Source organism: Ruegeria sp. I1 (assembly GCF_056532675.1).
In genome coordinates this window covers 546,314-562,956 of record NZ_JBQFNM010000002.1, presented here as the reverse complement: position 1 = coordinate 562,956, position 16,643 = coordinate 546,314, and the positions used below count along the sequence as shown (strand labels likewise).

Here is a 16,643-nt window from a genome sequence, read left to right as displayed (position 1 = left end):
CATGGGGTCACTTGTTCATTCCTCTGAGGATGTCGCGATAGGCCCCATCTGCTGGATCCGCGTTCAGCGCCCCGGCGACCCAGGATCTGTCCAGCTTAAGTGTTCCAACCGGGACGATTTGCTCGGCGATTTCGGCGGGTGTCGTTTCATCGATCCGACCGGTTGCCCAATCGTGATATGCGGTCGAGTATCGTACACGCGCCCCACTCGCGGGCAGATCGAGCAGGCCGCCTTCAGCAAAGAACGTGAGCCCATCGCCCATTTCCTCACCTATGATTTGGCATCTGGCTCCCAAACGGTGTTTGACAATCGCCACGAACACAATCGCGGCAGAGAACGTAAACTTGTCGACGAGCAATCCAACCTTTCGATTTTCTGCACCATCCGATATCGCATCGATAAGAGGCATCGTTTTAAGAAAATCGCCGCCGGTATTCCCTCGGACATCAATAAGAAGAGGTGTGCTCGCACACGACCTTACGTGTTCGGCGGCCGAAAATATCGCATCAGGCAGCTTCTTTTCACTCAGGTCAAAGAAACTAGGAAACGCAAGCAAGAGCCCGTCTTCGAGAAAATCCCGAACGTTCAGAAACTCCGTTGGGACCCATGCCGCATCGGATTTTCCGTGTTCGTTTCTTGGATACCAGATTGATCCAGAAACCGTGTCTTCGGCGTGCATTCTCAGATAGGTTGTTTGCCCCGTATCCGTGCGGAGTTCGTATTCGAGCAAACCGACCTCTTTACAAACACCCAAGCGTTTCAAGGCGTGCGGCCATGCGAATAGCATCGGGCCAACTACACGTTTACGCTGACGTGTTCCCGCCAAATAGTCGACAGCACGCGCCTCGATGTCTTTCACGCAGACACCGTTCACAGCGATCAACCGCGCACCCGGTACGGCACCAAGGCCTGGCGCACTTCCCACCAGGTTCACGTGGCTACCGATGGCAACGAACCGCAAGGGCAGCACTGAGATTGCATTGTTCGGAACAAGCCGGGTATGCCCATTCCCCGGAAGGGCGAGCAAGCGCATCAAGGACATCAAAAAGTCGTCCTTTGCATCGGCAAGCGCATCCCGTCGAGCGTCAGCGATACACTGATCCAACGCGTTGGGCTTGACCTTGTTGAAACTGGGATCGGTCGACAATACCGTCGTCACTACGTGATCTAGATCGCTCAACAAAGACATGAGCAGAGACTATAGGGACACACCGAGATGTCCACTTTCCATACGACGAAGCACGACGCCAGGTCGTTTTGAAACAAAAAGCCCGCCCGCTCCGAACCGCTTGCCAAAAACTCCGCAGCCCCTTCAATTCGCCAAACACTCGAAAATAAGCTATTCTCGTCCGGGCAACTGTTCCGGCAACCCGGAGGGTTCATATGCCTGAAATCGACTTTTGGTATTCGATCGGCAGCACCTACAGCTTTCTGACCGTCATGAGGTTGGATGACTGGTGCGCCGAAACCGATGCAACCGTGCATTGGCGCCCCTTTAACGTGCGCACGGTCATGATGGCGCAGCAGAACACGCCGTTTGCAGGCAAACCCCAAAAGACCGCATATATGTGGCGGGATATTGAGCGTCGGGCCGCCAAGTATCACATCCACGCAAAACTGCCTGCACCCTACCCCATCTCGGACCTGGGACTTGCCAATCAGGTCGCGTTTCTGGGGATGCAGGACGGTTGGGGGCAGGATTTCACTCAGAACCTCTACCGGATCTGGTTTGAAGAGGGCGTTGAAGCTGGTAGCGAATCCGCCTTGTCCGAAGCCTTGTTGCGTTGTCAGCAGGATCCGCGCCTGACACTTGCGCGTGCCCGCAACGCAGATTGTATTGCCGGGCTTGAGGCCGAAACCGAACGCGCGACCAAACTCGGCGTTTTCGGTGCACCCAGCTTTGTTGTGCGCGATGAAGTGTTCTGGGGCGATGATAGGTTGGACGACGCTTTGTCCTGGGCTCGCGTTGGACATGTCGTCTAAACTTTGCCATCGACACAGCAGGCTCATACGCTAGGTTTCAGCCATGCCCTACCAATGGACCCAAACCTCGGACACGGAACAAGAGCTACGCTTGTGGCCACACAATTCGTTGCCACCACGTGGGGCAATGATCGTCATATTTTCGGTATTTCTGTTTGGGCTGATCCCGATCCTGGCGATGCTGGGATCGGTCGTACTTTGGGGTCTGCTGCCCTTCTTGTTGCTGACAGTTCTGGGCCTGTGGCTGGCAATCCAAACGAACTACAAGGCACGCAGCGTGTTTGAGGTGCTCACACTGAATGGGACCCGCGCCCAGCTGATCCATCGCACACCGGGTAGGCAACAGCAGGAATGGTCCTGCAACCGCTATTGGGCGCGTCCAGAGATGCACAGGAAAGGCGGACCGGTTCCTTACTACGTCACCCTTGTCGGTGACGGGCGCGAGGTAGAGATTGGCGCGTTCCTGTCTGAAGAGGAACGTATCAGCCTATATGATGAGCTGGTGGAACGACTGCGCGGTCCTGCCGCGCAGTAGCTAAGTTCACATCTGGTTGGATGCTCAGCAGCCGTCGCTTGATGCGGCACAGAGGTGGTCTTTGACCATGGGGCCGACCCTGCCAAAATCCATCTGGCCGGTATAGCGCGTCTTAAGCTCACCCATCACCTTGCCCATATCCCGGATCGAACCGGCACCAGTGGACGTGATCGCCGATTGGATTGCCTGTGTGACCTCATCGTCATCCAGCTGTTTGGGCAGGAATTCCTCGATGATCGCAACCTCACGCATTTCACGTTCGGCCAGATCCAGGCGTCCGCCCTCTTCATAAGCGCGCGCGCTTTCCTTGCGCTGCTTGGTCATTTTACCAAGAATTTCAAGAACCTCGGCATCGCCGCACCCTTTCGCCTCTTCATTGTCGGAAGCGCGCGAGGCGATATCCCGATCCTTGATTGCGGCGTTGATCAGACGCAGTGTCGATAGACGTTCGACCGCTTTGTCTTTCATTGCTTGCTTCAGGGCGGTGTTCACCCGTGATCGCATGTCCATTTGGTTTGTCCATCCCCATGACAAAGGAACCCCGAACATATCCAAACAAAAAGCATGATACAACAGGGTGCGAAACCATTTAACCTATTGATAAATAACGATAGCCAAAAATTTGAACACACTTGACCCGAAGGCATAACCCCCTTAGTTATGCGCCGATTTACCCTTTAGGAGAGTTGCGCCATGGTCCAGAATGCCCCGTCCAAGCCCACCGCATGTCTGGCTCTGGCCGACGGAACCCTGTTTTATGGCGTAGGCTTCGGCGCAACAGGCCAAACTGTGGCCGAGCTGTGCTTTAACACCGCGATGACAGGGTATCAGGAAATCATGACTGATCCCTCTTACGCCGGACAGATCGTCACCTTCACCTTCCCGCATATCGGCAACGTCGGTGTGAACCCCGAAGATGACGAAACCAACGATCCGGTGGCCGCCGGTATGGTGGTCAAATGGGATCCGACCGAACCCTCGAACTGGCGTTCCGCCGAAGAGTTGAAGGATTGGCTGGCTCGCCGTGGCCGGATCGCCATCGGCGGCGTTGATACCCGCCGCCTGACCCGAGCGATCCGTCAACAAGGCGCGCCGCATGTGGCGCTGGCCCATGACCCGGAAGGGAAGTTCGATATTGAGGCATTGATTGCAGCGGCGCGTGGGTTTGCCGGTCTGGAAGGCATGGACCTGGCCAAAGAAGTCACCTGCGCGCAAAGCTATCGCTGGGATGAAATGCGGTGGGCCTGGCCCGAGGGCTATGCCCGTCAGGAAGCGCCTGTTCACAAGGTCGTTGCAATCGACTATGGCGCCAAGCGCAACATTTTGCGCTGTCTTGCCTCGGCGGGCTGCGATGTGACCGTGCTGCCGGCAACCGCCACCGCCGCCGAGGTTCTGGCTCACAATCCCGACGGAGTGTTCCTGTCAAACGGTCCGGGCGATCCGGCCGCGACTGGTGAGTACGCCGTGCCGATGATTAAAGAAATTCTTGAGACGACAGAACTGCCGGTCTTCGGCATCTGCCTTGGCCACCAGATGTTGGCTCTGGCGCTTGGCGGGCAGACCATCAAGATGAACCACGGCCATCATGGTGCGAACCACCCGGTCAAGGACTTGGAGACCGGCAAGGTCGAGATCACCTCGATGAACCATGGCTTTGCGGTGGATGCCGAGACCCTACCCGAGGGCATTGTAGAAACCCATCGATCCTTGTTTGACGGATCGAACTGCGGCATCCGCATGACGGATCGCCCCGTCTATTCGGTTCAATACCACCCTGAGGCGTCACCCGGACCGCAGGACAGTTTCTACCTGTTCGAGCGTTTCGCTGACGCCATGGCGGGCCGTAAAGCGCAGGCATAATCGCCCACTGCCCAAGGTTAACCCGCTATTAACCTAAATGGATCAACCCTGACGACAGGTCGCTGCGTCAGGGTTTTTTTAATGGTTGAATTGAATCTTCAGAATTTCACCTCTGCAGCACCGATCCCGCCGCAAGGTTTGCGCAAACCCCTTGGGGCCTGTCTCATTGAACAAGGCGCAATAACGGCGGATCAATTGAGGCAAGCGCTGGACCTCCAAACGCGACAGAAAGCCTCTTTGGGCGAAATTCTGGTTGGCGAGGGGTGGGTCAGTCGCGCTGATGTTCTGACGGCCCTGTCCACACAAAGCGGCTGGAAAATTGCCGACCTTGAAGAAATCCCGCCCGCCCCGGGCTTGTCCGAGTTCAAGCCGGTGGAATTCTGGCTGGCGCATAATGTCATCCCGTGGATGCGCATCGGCCCCCTTCTTCTGGTCGCCACTGCCCGGCCTGACCGGTTTCCAACTGTCACCGCTGAAATGCAGGACTGCCCCTATGCCATCATCCCGGTTCTGGCCGCGCCAGACCAGATTGACCGGGTGATATCGCAGCAATTTGCGATGCCTTTGGCCCATGCTGCCGAAGCACGCGTTGATGAGTCGCAAAGCTGCCGCACCTGGACACCGGTTTCGCGCGCCGTTCCGGTTTTGGGTGCAATTGGGGTGACGACCCTCTTTGCGCTGATGCCGAAGTTGGGGCTTTCCGTTCTTCTGATTGCGGCCGTTACCACGTTGATCCTGTTCATGATCTTGCGAGTGGCAGGCGCGTTGGCCTTTCTGGTGTCGCGGATCAGACCACGCGAGGCTGATCCCAAATCCGCCCCGATTTCCCTGCGACAACCCTGTGTCTCTATCATGGTCCCGCTGTACAAAGAGCGCGAGATTGCAGGCGCTTTGATCCAACGCTTGCAACGGTTGACCTATCCCAAGGCGCTGCTGGATGTGATCCTGGTGCTGGAAGAAAGTGACGAAGTCACGCGCGAAACCGTTGCCAAGGCCCATCTGCCCAGTTGGATCAGAACCGTCGAAGTTCCCGAGTTGAACGGCCTGACCACAAAGCCGCGCGCGATGAACTATGCGCTGGATTTCTGCCGGGGCGACATTCTGGGCGTTTGGGATGCCGAAGATGCGCCTCAACCGGATCAGATCGAACGCGTTGTCGAACACTTCACCCAAGCCGCACCGGATGTGGTTTGCCTGCAAGGGGTTCTGGACTATTACAACCCTCGCACCAATTGGCGCTCGCGCTGTTTTGCGATTGAGTACAATAGCTGGTTTCGCGTTATTTTGCAGGGGATTGCCCGGTTGGGCCTTGTGGTGCCATTAGGTGGAACCACGTTTTTCTTTCGCCGTGACAAGCTGGTCGAACTGGGCGGCTGGGATGCCCATAATGTGACCGAAGATGCAGACCTGGGCGTGCGCCTCAGCCGTGCCGGATACCGCACTGAGATGGTTGATACCACCACCTATGAAGAGGCCAATTTCCGCGCCTGGCCCTGGGTCAAACAGCGTTCGCGCTGGCTGAAGGGATTTATGGTCACCTATCTGGTGCATATGCGCAGCCCTGCGAAACTCTATCAGGATCTCGGCCCGATCAGGTTTGCCGGGATTCAGGCATTCTTTCTGGGCACGCTAGGCCAGTTTCTGCTGGCCCCGGTTCTATGGGTTTTCTGGCTGTCGACACTAGGAATGTCGAACCCGATGCAAACCATCATGCCACCTTCTCTCATCACGCCTTTGCTGGTGTTGTTCATTGTAACCGAAGCGATCAACATTGCGGTTGGGATGCTTGCCGTCGCCGCACGCGAGCGGCGGTTCCTTCTGCCATGGGTGCCGACGATGGGGCTGTATTTTCCCTTGGGCGTCGTTGCGGCCTACAAGGCGTTGTGGGAGTTGGTGTTCAACCCGTTTTTCTGGGACAAAACCCAACACGGCCAAGCTGCCGAGGACCTGCAACAGATCTGAGCGTCAGTTTTCCCGCCGCACGGCATCCTGTTTGAGGCGTGTCATAAACGCGACGGAGATATGCTCTTTCAGGGCGCGGCCTGCGGCTTCTTCATCCCGTGCGGCTATGGCATCGACAATGGCTTTGTGTTCGCTCTGCGCAATCTCACCCCGCCCTTGAACCGCCAGGGACGTCGTTGCCATCAAGGCCATCGTGCGGTGCACCAGATCCAATTGCTGCACCAGATACCGGTTGTGCGAGGCCAAATGTATCTGCTCATGAAACCGACGGTTTGCCCGCGCCAAGGCGGTTGGGTCATCGACCAAAGCATCATCCTCGGCCACCATTTCCTGCAGAACTCTGATCTCTTCTTCCGTCGCATGCTTGGCGGCCAGACGGGCGGCGAGACCTTCTAACTCACGCCGTACCACATATAACTCGGCCATCTGGTTGTGATCCAAAGACGCCACGATCAGCGACCGTCCGTCCCGTTCCAACAAAGACTGCGTCTCAAGCCGCTGCAGCGCCTCGCGGATCGGAGTACGCGAGACACCAAACCGCTCGGCCAGCTCACTTTCGACCAGACGATTGCCGGGTTTGTAGACACCCACGTCAATCGCTTCCAAAATCAAGCTATAGGCGTCCTTGTTGGATTGTCGGGATTGGGGCATGTGTCTTACGTCTCCTCGTTCGGACATGTCTATCCGTGTCCGGGCCGTGCAATCAAGCCCGGCATTGAAAAGCACCAGATTGCAGCCTAAACCCACATCATGGTCAAACCTGCCTTTAGCCACGTCACCCAATGGGTGTTCGATCTGGACAACACCCTCTATCCGCCGCACATGCGCCTGTTCGACCAGATCGAGGTGTTGATGACGGATTACGTCGTGCAGGCCATCGGCGTGGACCGGGCCGAGGCTGACCGGCTGCGCAACCATTACTGGCGCGAATATGGCACCACGCTGGCAGGGTTGATGGCAGAACACGACCTGGACCCTGATCCCTATCTGCATGCGGTCCATCAGGTCGATATGAGCCATATGGACGCCGATGCCGAACTGGCTGCCCATATCCGCGCCCTGCCCGGTCGGCGCATCGTTTATACCAATGGCAGCGCGCCCTATGCGGAACGTGTGCTTGAGGCGCGTGGACTGACAGGACTGTTTGATGCGATCTACGGCGTCGAACATGCAGGCTATCGCCCGAAACCGGAAAAGGCAGCTTTCGAGACGATCTTTGTGCAGGATGGCATTCAGGCCGATAAGGCTGCCATGTTCGAGGATGACCCCCGCAATCTGGCCGCCCCGCACGAGATGGGAATGCGCACCGTTCACGTCGCGCCAGACCCGCATGAGGCCGACCATATCCACCATCACACGGATGATCTGACCGCCTTTCTGGCACGCCTGCGATAGGCTGTCACACTGCGACGATCTGCACATTCTGCACCTGCAGCATCAGCCCTATATCCCGTTTTGCGACGAACAGAACGGAGACCCCGATGACCGCGATCGAGATGCCTCGGCGCCTGCCGATTTGGCAGCGCTTGTTTTATAGAATTCCCCTGCTTGGCTGGCTGGCACGAGACGCCGCAGAGGGCGAACCTGAGGACCTTGTGTACACCGCGGCGGCGATCTTCAGCATGTGGGGGTGCTCGGCTTTGCTATTCGGTCTGCCGGGTCTTTACATCCCAGCGGTACTGATGGTTCCAATCATGTTCCTGATCCTCATCCTGATTTCACGCGGATAGGGCACGAGACAGGATGTCACTTGGCGCAGGCGGCGGAACCGCACTAGGGTCTGCCGGGAACGGAGTAAGCGCCATGATCAACAGCTGTGACATTCTGATTTCCGGCGGAGGAATCGCGGGCCTGACTGCGGCGGCGGCCTTTGGCACAGCTGGGTACAATGTGGTCTGCGTTGACCCGACCCCTCCGATCACTGAACGCGATGTTGATGGGTCAGACCTGCGGACCACGGCCTTTCTTCAGCCCGCGCAGGCGTTGTTGGAACAGTGTGGATTGTGGGGCCGGCTGAAATCGTACGCAGCTCCCTTGCAGATTATGCGTATCGTTGACGCGGGCGGTGACATCCCTGAACCGCGCGTGGTGCGGGATTTCAACGCCTCTGACATCTCGGATCAGCCATTTGGCTGGAACCTGCCCAACTGGCTGCTGCGACGCGAGATGGTGGCTCGGCTGGCCGAGTTGCCCAACGTCGATTTCCGCCCCGGAACAGGTACCGTCAGCCTGTTCACCCGCACCGCTGAGGCGCGTGTCGGCCTGAGTGATGGCAGCCGGCTCCAGTGCAAACTGATCATCGCTGCAGACGGTCGGAATTCTCCCATGCGCGAAGCCGCGGGAATTACAGTTCACACCACACGCTATGGCCAGAAAGCGCTTGCCTTTGCCGTCACACATCCCATAGCGCATGAAAACGTCTCGACCGAGATACACCTGTCCGGTGGCCCCTTCACGCTGGTGCCTTTGCCCGATTGGCAGGGTCAACCTTCATCTGCAATCGTCTGGATGGAACGCGGGCCACGTGCGATTGAGTTGCTGAACCTGGATACCGATGCATTCGAAACCGCGATGACCGAGCGGTCCTGCGGTTTGTTCGGGCCGTTGAAACTGGCCTCGCGCCGGACGATCTGGCCAATCATCAGCCAATCTGCTGCGCGCCTGTCGGGCGAGCGCATCGCGCTGATGGCCGAGGCCGCCCATGTGGTGCCCCCTATCGGCGCGCAAGGCCTGAACATGTCGCTGGGTGATCTGCGGTCGCTGCTGGATCTGGCGCAAGCCCGACCCGATGGTTTGGGCGACGCGCAAATGCTGGATGCCTATCACAAGGCGCGACACGCCGAGATTGACCTGCGGGTTAAAGGCATTGACCTGCTGAACCGCGCCTCGATGATCGAGGCGCGCCCGTTGCGCGATGCCCGCGCTATGGGGCTGAACGCCTTGTATTCGATGGCACCAGTACGCAAGACGCTGATGCAGATGGGCCTCGGCGTTCGCTAAGGCCCAACAGGTTCATAGAACCTGATCCAGAACGCGTTTCAAGCGGGCGATGGTGCCATCGACATCATACAGCTTGTCGAGGCCGAACAGACCAAGCCGAAACGTGCTGAACCCAGCCGGTTCGTCACATTGCAGCGGCACGCCAGCCGCGATCTGCATTCCCTGCGCTGCGAATTTTTTTCCATTCTGAACGTCCGGATCAGCCGTATAGCTGACAACAACGCCTGGCGCGCCAAAGCCATCCGCGGCCACCGAGACAGCACCTTTTTCCTTCAACAGCGCCCGCACGCCATTGCCCAATGCCCATTGCGCATCGCGCAACTTCTCGAACCCGTAACCTTGCGTCTCAAGCATCGTATCGCGAAACGCAGTCAACGCATCCGTGGGCATGGTGGCGTGATAGGCATGTCCCCCATTGTCATAGGCCTGCATAATCTGACGCCACTTTTTGAGATCCACTGCAAAACTGTCGGACTCGGTCTCTTGCAACCGCGCCTCGGCCCGCTCGGACAGCATGACAAGACCGGCGCAGGGCGATGCGCTCCAGCCCTTTTGTGGGGCCGAGATCAGGACGTCCACACCGGTTGCTTTCATATCCACCCAGGCACAGCCAGACGCGATGCAATCCAGAACCATCAAGGCCCCGACCTCATGCGCAGCAGTAGCCATAGCGGCCACATAGTCATCGGGCAGGATCACCCCGGCCGAGGTTTCCACATGCGGCGCGAAGACCACATCTGGGCGGATCTCACGAATGGTGGCAATCACATGCTCGATAGGCGCAGGTGCAAAAGGCGATGGGCTGGAATTCCCGGTTTCCCGGGCTTTCAGGACAGTCACCGCTTTGGTCAAAGCACCGCTTTCGATGATCTGGCTCCACCGGTAGGAGAACCAGCCATTTCGCACGACCAGAACCTCGGCGTTGCGGGCGAATTGACGGGCAACAGCCTCCATCCCATAGGTGCCGCCACCGGGTATGATGGCGACGCCATCGGCGTTGTATACCTCGCGCAGCATGTCAGAGATATCGCGCATGACCTGCTGAAATCTAGACGACATGTGATTCAACGAGCGATCGGTAAAGACAACCGAGAACTCTTCAAGACCGTCTGGATCCACGGTTTCCAGCAATGCAGGCATTTCGAATCCTTCCCTTCAGCATTTGGTTGAAAGACTGGCGGGATTACATGGGCGGGTAAAGTCAAAACGGCGCGACAAAACTGACCCAAGGTCAAGTGAAACAATCCCTGGGATTCAGTACTAAAGGCTTCAAATACAGCAAAAATGACGCCAATTAGTATCAGCTCCCCTTTACACTTTTGCTTGCTTCTGACCAGATGCATACACTTTTTGCTTGAAGGGATAATTTCACAGGTGAATGTTCAAAAGCGGATCAGCTTCCAGGTCGTTCGTGACGAAGTCAAACGCCGTATCGAAAGCCGCATCTGGCCTCAGGGCTCGCTTTTACCGACAGAAACGCAACTGGCTGAAGAGTTCAACTGCGCCCGTGCAACTGTGAATCGGGCGCTGCGCGAACTCGCCGATCAGGGCTTTGTCGAACGCAAGCGCAAAAGCGGGACGCGGGTTAAAAAGGAACCAAGCCGTCATGCAAAGCTAGAGCTTTTGCTGGCCCGGCAGATGGTGCAAAACCAAAACGCTGACTATCGGTATGCGCTGGTCGAGCGGAATGTAGAATTAAGCCCGGGATGGCTGGCTTCGCAGCTCGGCGTAGCATGCGACGCACGTGTTCTGAATCTGACCTGCATGCACTATGCCGATAACCGCCCCTTTCAGTTGGAAGAGCGGTGGATCAATATCGAAGCCGTTCCCGAGATCGAAGATGCCAACCTAACCGATAGTGGTCCGCATGAATGGCTGTTGAACGCCGCGCCGTTTAACGAAGCTGAAGTTTCGTTCAGCGCAGTCTCGGCTGACAGTCGCCTTACTGAGTTCATGGGTACGACGGCGGGAACCTCGATGATCCAGATGGAAAAGACGACATGGAAAGATGACACCCCGTTAAGTTTTGCGCGGATCACGCATCACCCGAGCTATCGCATCCGGACAAAGTACTAGACGCCGTCAGCCAATCGGCCAGGGCAGCCGTTCCTCGCTGAGCAGAACATTCGCCTCAACATCGCCTGCACCCGGCAGGGTCATGATCCGGCGGCGCAGCACTCGTTCGAAATCGGACAAGTCCCGCGCCACAACGCGCAACCGGTAATCATACAGCCCCAACACATGTTCGACAGTCTGCACTTCGGGGATAGCACTGACGGCGCGTTCGAAATCTTCCAGACTGACCTGTCCTTTGCGGGCCAGCTTCACACCCAGGAAAACCGTAACGCCGAACCCCAAAGCCTCGGCATTCAGGCGCAGCCGGCGGCCCTTGATGACGCCGGCCTCTTCGAGCCTGCGAATACGCCGCCACGTGGCGGGCTGTGACAATCCGAGTTTGCGACCAAGGGCACCCGCGCTTTGGGTTGCGTCCAGACATAGGGCGCGCAGGATCTGTCGATCAGTTTCGTCGAGTTCGATCATACCGGCAGCACCTCGTCCCGCTTGACCCGCGCGATATGCATTAACGCTTCGATATCAGCGATATGCGGCAGGGTCAGGATGCGATCCCGATACAGCTGCTGATAATGCGCCATATCCTTTGCCAGAATGGACAGGCGCACATCCACCCTACCCAGAAAGGTCTGTATCTCGATCACTTCTGGCACCTGTCGGGCTGCAGCGGTGAACTCATCAAATGCGCGCGGCTGTGTCTTATCCAGTGTCACACGCAATGACACCTCGACCGCGTAGCCCAAAGCGGTCCAGTCAATCACTGCCTCTTGGCCCTCGACAATTCCTGCGGCCTGCATCTTTTCGATACGTCGCCAACAAACACCTTGCGTGATCCGACACCGTTCGGCCAATTCAGCGGTCGAAAGGCTGGGCTCGGCCTGAAAATGGCGCAAGATACGTCGATCAATCTCATCAAGCATGAATTTTCCAGAATCTTTCACCAACACGAATACTTCTTCTTGTTTTTTGTGAATATCTGATGCCGACGCGCTCGCCAATACCAAAAGCTCCGGCTAAAAGCACAGCAATCGAAACAGAAAGGACCAGCGAAATGCGCGTCTACTACGATCGCGATTGCGACATCAACCTGATCAAAGACAAAAAAGTGGCCATCCTGGGCTATGGCAGCCAAGGCCACGCGCACGCACTGAACCTGCGCGACTCGGGTGCGAAGAACCTGGTCGTCGCCCTGCGCGAAGGTTCGCCCTCGGCCAAGAAAGCCGAAGGTGAAGGTCTGACGGTCATGGGTATCGCCGAAGCGGCCGCATGGTGCGACGTCATCATGTTCACCATGCCCGACGAACTGCAGGCTGAAACCTACAAGAAATACGTGCATGACAACATCAAGCCGGGCTCGGCCATTGCCTTCGCTCACGGCCTGAACGTGCATTTCGGCCTGATCGAGCCGAAAGAAGGCGTCGACGTGATCATGATGGCCCCCAAAGGCCCCGGCCACACCGTTCGCGGCGAATACACCAAAGGCGGCGGCGTGCCCTGCCTTGTTGCTGTAGACAACGATGCAACCGGCAAAGCGCTGGAAATCGGCCTGTCCTACTGCTCGGCCATCGGTGGCGGCCGCTCGGGCATCATCGAGACCAACTTCCGCGAAGAATGCGAAACCGACCTGTTCGGCGAACAAGCCGTACTGTGCGGTGGCCTGGTTGAGCTGATCCGCTGCGGCTTTGAAACTCTGGTCGAAGCGGGCTACGCGCCCGAGATGGCTTACTTCGAGTGTCTGCACGAAGTGAAGCTGATCGTTGACCTGATCTATGAAGGCGGTATCGCGAACATGGATTACTCGATCTCGAACACGGCTGAGTACGGCCAATACGTCACCGGCCCGCGTATCCTGAAATACGACGAGACCAAAGCACGTATGAAAGAGGTTCTGAACGACATCCAGCAGGGTAAATTCGTTCGCGACTTCATGCTGGAAAACGCCGTTGGCCAGCCGACCATCAAAGCGTCGCGCCGTGCAAATGACGAGCACATGATCGAGGAAACCGGTGCAAAACTGCGCGCCATGATGCCCTGGATCTCGGCCGGTAAAATGGTCGACAAAGAAAAGAACTAAGCCTGACAGATGTCAGAGTTGGGGCGACCCAAGTGGTCGCCCTTTTTATTTCGTGAATGCGTTGGCGTAACACTCGCCTAGAACAAAATCCCAGCCTGTATCGTATCCGCCACGTTTCTCCGGCGCCTCTGCAGCCCAGACTTCCCACCCCGAGTGGGTCAATGTCACAAGGGTTTTGCCGGGATCGCTCTCTTCGAAAAGCACTTCAACCTGAGTGGGAAAGTCTTTGTTCGTGCCAGGATGCCAAGTGAACGCCACGCGCCGCCCGTCTTCATAGATAAGCACCTCGCCCCAGTCGGCCCTTTCGCCATCGCACATCGTTTCATACACCGCACCTCCAACCCAAGGCTCGATCATGACCGCCAGCGCTGGTTTTCCCTTGGAGGCCGACACTGCATGGCCGTCCAGCGGCCACCAGTTTGCAACGCGATGAACGAAAACATCAAAAGCCCTACTCGGCGCAGCGTTCACGGTAATAGATTTGACAATTGGATTGGTCATACATCGTGCCTTTCCCGATTGATTTCTTCTGCAAAACTACCCAGCACGTCCGACCAGTGTCTTTCCAGCCATGCCCGAATGCTGTCCAACCCGTCTGGACGTGCATAGTAAATACGACGCGTCCCTTCTGATCGGCATTCGACCAATCCGGCGTCAGACAAAACCTTCAGATGCTGCGATACCGCTGGGCGGCTGACGGGTAGCGTTTCCGCCAAGGCCCCGACCGCAGAAGGCCGGGCCGCTACCGCTTCGAAAACCCTAAGGCGAGTTGGATCACCTAGGGCTGAAAATGTATCATGGTAAGTCATAACTTACCGTAAGTTACAACTTACGTATTGTCAAATTCAGCCACGTGACATCTGTAAAATCAAAGGATAAGGGGGAATTATGGTTCAAGACCCCAACTACCGCGATTGGAGTGGTGTGATTTCACTCGGCCTCATCTGGGGTGGTACGTTCATGGTGGTCGCCATGGCGCTAGAGGGATATGGACCCGTGACCGTCGCAACGGCACGGACGACGCTGGGTGCGATCACCCTGCTGTGTTTGATGGCTGTCACTGGTCGTCGGATGCCCGGACCGGATCGCAGCCTTTGGGGGACGATTGTCATCATCGGGTTGCTGTCGACCGCTCTGCCCTTCATGCTGCTCAGTTGGGGTCAACAATATGTTCCATCGGCTTTCGCAGGCCTTTCCATGGCAGCGATCCCGCTGATGGTTCTACCATTGGCCCATTTCTTTTCCGACGAACCGCTGAATGCGCGCAGAATGCTGGGGGTATCTCTGGGGTTTGCTGGCGCTTTGGTCCTGATAGGTCCGGGGCTTGCCCAGATCGGACAAGGGGCCGAGCCTTTGGCCCAGCTTGCCTGTATCACAGCTGCGCTGTGCTATTCTGTGGCCTCGATCTTCACCCGGCGCTGCCCGCCAATCGACCCGGTGACTCTGGCCGCGCTAACGCTTGTGGTCGGCGCAATCTGCTTGCTGCCGCTTATGCTGGTCATAGAAGGGCTGCCGGAATGGGAAGGCGCGCGCTCGGGTCTTGCCATCATCATCCTAGGGCTGGTTCCGACCGCCTTTGCAACGCTTCTGCGGGTCTCGATCATTCGCAGTGCGGGGTCAGTCTTTCTGACGCTGGTGAACTATCAGGTTCCGATCTGGTCGATGGTGTTCGGCGCATGGGTTCTGTCCGAGGCTCTGCCACTGCGGTTCTTCATCGCTCTGGCGATGATCCTGACCGGGCTGGCGATCAGCCAGTGGTTCAGCCTGCGTAAATTGCTGATCGGCCGCTAGCCGGCCGCCGCTTCGACCTCGGCCACGATGCCATCGACCACCTGAGACAGAAGCGCGTCATCCTCGCACTCCGCCATCACGCGGATCAATGGTTCGGTGCCTGATTTTCGGATCAACAGACGCCCCTGCCCGCTCAGGCGAGCCTCGGCATCGGCAATAGCTGCCTTAACGTTTTGCGCCTCAAGTGGGGCCTGATCGGCAGCATAGCGGACGTTCTTAAGCAGTTGCGGCACGGTCTCAAACTGCCGCGCGAGATCCGAGGCTTTACGGCCCGACAGAACCATTTCGGCCAGAAAATGCAGACCTGCCATAAGCCCGTCACCGGTGGTGGCATAGTCGCTCATCACGATATGGCCGGATTGTTCCCCACCCAGGTTGAAGCCACCGTCTCGCATGCGTTCGACCACATATCGGTCGCCAACCGCGGTGCGTTCCAGCTGCAAACCCTGCGATTGCAAATGCCGTTCTAGCCCAAGGTTAGACATAACGGTGGCGACCAAAGCGCCGCCTTTCAACTGGCCAGACTTAGCCCAGGCCGAGGCCAGCAAGGCCATCAACTGATCGCCATCCGCTACTTTTCCAGTCTCATCGATAACGACGACCCGATCCGCGTCGCCATCCAGGCAAATCCCCACATTCGCACCATGCGCCACCACCGTCTCTGCGGCCAATTGCGGTTGTGTCGATCCGCAGTTGAGGTTGATGTTCTTGCCGTTCGGCGCAATGCCAACCGGGATCACCTCGGCCCCCAACTCCCACAGCACTTCCGGCGCGGTGCGGTGCGCGGCCCCGTTGGCGCAATCGATCACAACCTTCAGGCCATCCAGCCGCACATCGCGTGGCAAAGAGGATTTGATCCGCTCGCCATAGCGAAAACGCGCATCGTCGACGCGGCGGGCGCGGCCGATATTCTGTGCTTGGGCCGGGCTGACGCCCTCTTCAATCAAGCGCTCAATCTCGATCTCGGCCTGATCGGACAGTTTGAATCCATCAGGCCCAAAAAACTTGATCCCATTGTCGATGGCCGGGTTGTGGCTGGCCGAAATCATGACCCCCAGATCGGCGCGCATGGACCGGGTCATCAGACCCACTGCGGGTGTCGGCACAGGGCCCAACAGCAGCACGTTCATTCCAGTTGAGGTCAAACCTGCTGTCAGCGCGTTTTCCAGCATATAGCCGGACAGTCGCGTATCTTTACCGATAACCACACGGTGTACGCCTGAGGCGTCACGGCGGAAATACCGCCCAACCGCTGCCCCGATACGCAAGGCCATTTCGGCTGTCATCGGATGGGTATTGGCCGTGCCCCGCACACCATCTGTTCCGAACAACTTGCGCATCAATGACCCCTCACCAAAATCGTTG

The 16,643-nt window shown here is 57.5% G+C and carries 19 protein-coding genes; 10 read left to right on the top strand and 9 right to left on the bottom strand.

Annotated elements, in window-relative coordinates; all coding sequences use genetic code 11:
- Positions 1-7: 7 nt before the first annotated feature.
- Positions 8-1,159 (bottom strand): S41 family peptidase, encoded by a 1,152-nt coding sequence (locus ACR0DH_RS06645; protein ID WP_480547904.1) that lies wholly within the window; start codon positions 1,157-1,159, stop codon positions 8-10.
- A gap of 224 nt (positions 1,160-1,383) precedes the next feature.
- Between ACR0DH_RS06645 and ACR0DH_RS06640 the strand changes: the two genes are divergently transcribed.
- Positions 1,384-1,983 (top strand): DsbA family protein, encoded by a 600-nt coding sequence (locus tag ACR0DH_RS06640; protein WP_480547903.1) that lies wholly within the window; start codon positions 1,384-1,386, stop codon positions 1,981-1,983.
- Positions 1,984-2,026: 43 nt separating this feature from the next.
- On the top strand, positions 2,027-2,518 hold the full coding sequence (locus ACR0DH_RS06635; RefSeq protein WP_480541130.1) for a DUF2244 domain-containing protein: 492 nt from the start codon (positions 2,027-2,029) through the stop codon (positions 2,516-2,518).
- A 24-nt stretch (positions 2,519-2,542) separates the two neighbouring features.
- Here the strand turns inward: ACR0DH_RS06635 and ACR0DH_RS06630 are convergent, their stop codons facing one another.
- Positions 2,543-3,028, bottom strand: a complete 486-nt coding sequence (locus tag ACR0DH_RS06630) for a GatB/YqeY domain-containing protein (protein ID WP_170532647.1) — start codon at positions 3,026-3,028, stop codon at positions 2,543-2,545.
- 183 nt (positions 3,029-3,211) lie between these two features.
- Between ACR0DH_RS06630 and carA the strand changes: the two genes are divergently transcribed.
- Both carA and ACR0DH_RS06620 read left to right on the top strand, forming a co-directional pair.
- Positions 3,212-4,378, top strand: coding sequence for a glutamine-hydrolyzing carbamoyl-phosphate synthase small subunit (gene carA / locus ACR0DH_RS06625; protein ID WP_480547902.1), 1,167 nt, complete (start codon positions 3,212-3,214; stop codon positions 4,376-4,378).
- An 81-nt stretch (positions 4,379-4,459) separates the two neighbouring features.
- Positions 4,460-6,340: a glycosyltransferase gene (locus tag ACR0DH_RS06620; RefSeq protein ID WP_480547901.1), complete on the top strand. Its 1,881-nt coding sequence runs from the start codon at positions 4,460-4,462 to the stop codon at positions 6,338-6,340.
- Between the two features lie 3 nt (positions 6,341-6,343).
- On the opposite strand, the gene ACR0DH_RS06615 is transcribed toward ACR0DH_RS06620, so the two are convergent.
- Positions 6,344-6,991, bottom strand: a complete 648-nt coding sequence (locus ACR0DH_RS06615) for a GntR family transcriptional regulator (protein ID WP_170532641.1) — start codon at positions 6,989-6,991, stop codon at positions 6,344-6,346.
- Between the two features lie 99 nt (positions 6,992-7,090).
- Here ACR0DH_RS06615 and ACR0DH_RS06610 point away from each other — a divergent pair, with 99 nt between their 5' ends.
- From ACR0DH_RS06610 to ACR0DH_RS06600, 3 genes are all read left to right on the top strand, one after another.
- Positions 7,091-7,735, top strand: coding sequence for a pyrimidine 5'-nucleotidase (locus tag ACR0DH_RS06610; protein ID WP_480547900.1), 645 nt, complete (start codon positions 7,091-7,093; stop codon positions 7,733-7,735).
- Between the two features lie 86 nt (positions 7,736-7,821).
- Positions 7,822-8,070, top strand: a complete 249-nt coding sequence (locus tag ACR0DH_RS06605) for a hypothetical protein (RefSeq protein ID WP_480498700.1) — start codon at positions 7,822-7,824, stop codon at positions 8,068-8,070.
- A gap of 73 nt (positions 8,071-8,143) precedes the next feature.
- Positions 8,144-9,340: a UbiH/UbiF family hydroxylase gene (locus ACR0DH_RS06600; protein ID WP_480547921.1), complete on the top strand. Its 1,197-nt coding sequence runs from the start codon at positions 8,144-8,146 to the stop codon at positions 9,338-9,340.
- A 12-nt stretch (positions 9,341-9,352) separates the two neighbouring features.
- Here the strand turns inward: ACR0DH_RS06600 and ACR0DH_RS06595 are convergent, their stop codons facing one another.
- On the bottom strand, positions 9,353-10,480 hold the full coding sequence (locus ACR0DH_RS06595) for an aminotransferase class V-fold PLP-dependent enzyme (protein ID WP_480547899.1): 1,128 nt from the start codon (positions 10,478-10,480) through the stop codon (positions 9,353-9,355).
- Positions 10,481-10,714: 234 nt separating this feature from the next.
- Here ACR0DH_RS06595 and ACR0DH_RS06590 point away from each other — a divergent pair, with 234 nt between their 5' ends.
- Positions 10,715-11,416: a GntR family transcriptional regulator gene (locus tag ACR0DH_RS06590; protein ID WP_480547898.1), complete on the top strand. Its 702-nt coding sequence runs from the start codon at positions 10,715-10,717 to the stop codon at positions 11,414-11,416.
- A 6-nt stretch (positions 11,417-11,422) separates the two neighbouring features.
- On the opposite strand, the gene ACR0DH_RS06585 is transcribed toward ACR0DH_RS06590, so the two are convergent.
- A complete protein-coding gene (locus ACR0DH_RS06585) occupies positions 11,423-11,881 on the bottom strand; it encodes an Lrp/AsnC family transcriptional regulator (RefSeq protein ID WP_480547897.1) in 459 nt (152 codons plus the stop codon).
- Complete coding sequence (locus ACR0DH_RS06580; RefSeq protein ID WP_480541110.1) at positions 11,878-12,333, bottom strand: Lrp/AsnC family transcriptional regulator; 456 nt, start codon at positions 12,331-12,333, stop codon at positions 11,878-11,880. Before ACR0DH_RS06580 ends, ACR0DH_RS06585 begins: the two co-directional genes overlap by 4 nt.
- A 131-nt stretch (positions 12,334-12,464) precedes the next feature.
- On the opposite strand from ACR0DH_RS06580, the gene ilvC reads away from it, so the two are divergent.
- On the top strand, positions 12,465-13,487 hold the full coding sequence (gene ilvC, locus ACR0DH_RS06575; RefSeq protein WP_480547896.1) for a ketol-acid reductoisomerase: 1,023 nt from the start codon (positions 12,465-12,467) through the stop codon (positions 13,485-13,487).
- Between the two features lie 45 nt (positions 13,488-13,532).
- Here the strand turns inward: ilvC and ACR0DH_RS06570 are convergent, their stop codons facing one another.
- Both ACR0DH_RS06570 and ACR0DH_RS06565 read right to left on the bottom strand, forming a co-directional pair.
- The gene (locus ACR0DH_RS06570; RefSeq protein ID WP_480547895.1) at positions 13,533-13,988 is read right to left on the bottom strand and encodes an SRPBCC domain-containing protein; all 456 of its coding nucleotides are present in this window, start codon (positions 13,986-13,988) and stop codon (positions 13,533-13,535) included.
- Positions 13,985-14,296: an ArsR/SmtB family transcription factor gene (locus tag ACR0DH_RS06565; protein WP_480547894.1), complete on the bottom strand. Its 312-nt coding sequence runs from the start codon at positions 14,294-14,296 to the stop codon at positions 13,985-13,987. Before ACR0DH_RS06565 ends, ACR0DH_RS06570 begins: the two co-directional genes overlap by 4 nt.
- A 79-nt stretch (positions 14,297-14,375) precedes the next feature.
- Between ACR0DH_RS06565 and ACR0DH_RS06560 the strand changes: the two genes are divergently transcribed.
- Positions 14,376-15,278, top strand: coding sequence for a DMT family transporter (locus ACR0DH_RS06560; RefSeq protein WP_480547893.1), 903 nt, complete (start codon positions 14,376-14,378; stop codon positions 15,276-15,278).
- On the opposite strand, the gene glmM is transcribed toward ACR0DH_RS06560, so the two are convergent.
- Positions 15,275-16,618, bottom strand: coding sequence for a phosphoglucosamine mutase (gene glmM, locus ACR0DH_RS06555; protein WP_480547892.1), 1,344 nt, complete (start codon positions 16,616-16,618; stop codon positions 15,275-15,277). The genes ACR0DH_RS06560 and glmM overlap by 4 nt on opposite strands.
- Between the last annotated feature and the right edge of the window lie 25 nt (positions 16,619-16,643).

What these genes read in the sequence shown, in the direction of transcription:
- ACR0DH_RS06640 (WP_480547903.1), top strand. Translation starts at nt 1,384, where the DNA reads ATGCCTGAAATCGACTTTTGGTATTCGATCGGCAGCACCTACAGCTTT.
- ACR0DH_RS06635 (WP_480541130.1), top strand. Translation starts at nt 2,027, where the DNA reads ATGCCCTACCAATGGACCCAAACCTCGGACACGGAACAAGAGCTACGC.
- ACR0DH_RS06630 (WP_170532647.1), bottom strand. Translation starts at nt 3,028, where the DNA reads ATGGACATGCGATCACGGGTGAACACCGCCCTGAAGCAAGCAATGAAA.
- carA (WP_480547902.1), top strand. Translation starts at nt 3,212, where the DNA reads ATGGTCCAGAATGCCCCGTCCAAGCCCACCGCATGTCTGGCTCTGGCC.
- ACR0DH_RS06620 (WP_480547901.1), top strand. Translation starts at nt 4,460, where the DNA reads ATGGTTGAATTGAATCTTCAGAATTTCACCTCTGCAGCACCGATCCCG.
- ACR0DH_RS06615 (WP_170532641.1), bottom strand. Translation starts at nt 6,991, where the DNA reads ATGCCCCAATCCCGACAATCCAACAAGGACGCCTATAGCTTGATTTTG.
- ACR0DH_RS06610 (WP_480547900.1), top strand. Translation starts at nt 7,091, where the DNA reads ATGGTCAAACCTGCCTTTAGCCACGTCACCCAATGGGTGTTCGATCTG.
- ACR0DH_RS06605 (WP_480498700.1), top strand. Translation starts at nt 7,822, where the DNA reads ATGACCGCGATCGAGATGCCTCGGCGCCTGCCGATTTGGCAGCGCTTG.
- ACR0DH_RS06600 (WP_480547921.1), top strand. Translation starts at nt 8,144, where the DNA reads ATGATCAACAGCTGTGACATTCTGATTTCCGGCGGAGGAATCGCGGGC.
- ACR0DH_RS06595 (WP_480547899.1), bottom strand. Translation starts at nt 10,480, where the DNA reads ATGCCTGCATTGCTGGAAACCGTGGATCCAGACGGTCTTGAAGAGTTC.
- ACR0DH_RS06585 (WP_480547897.1), bottom strand. Translation starts at nt 11,881, where the DNA reads ATGATCGAACTCGACGAAACTGATCGACAGATCCTGCGCGCCCTATGT.
- ACR0DH_RS06580 (WP_480541110.1), bottom strand. Translation starts at nt 12,333, where the DNA reads ATGCTTGATGAGATTGATCGACGTATCTTGCGCCATTTTCAGGCCGAG.
- ilvC (WP_480547896.1), top strand. Translation starts at nt 12,465, where the DNA reads ATGCGCGTCTACTACGATCGCGATTGCGACATCAACCTGATCAAAGAC.
- ACR0DH_RS06570 (WP_480547895.1), bottom strand. Translation starts at nt 13,988, where the DNA reads ATGACCAATCCAATTGTCAAATCTATTACCGTGAACGCTGCGCCGAGT.
- ACR0DH_RS06565 (WP_480547894.1), bottom strand. Translation starts at nt 14,296, where the DNA reads ATGACTTACCATGATACATTTTCAGCCCTAGGTGATCCAACTCGCCTT.
- ACR0DH_RS06560 (WP_480547893.1), top strand. Translation starts at nt 14,376, where the DNA reads ATGGTTCAAGACCCCAACTACCGCGATTGGAGTGGTGTGATTTCACTC.
- glmM (WP_480547892.1), bottom strand. Translation starts at nt 16,618, where the DNA reads ATGCGCAAGTTGTTCGGAACAGATGGTGTGCGGGGCACGGCCAATACC.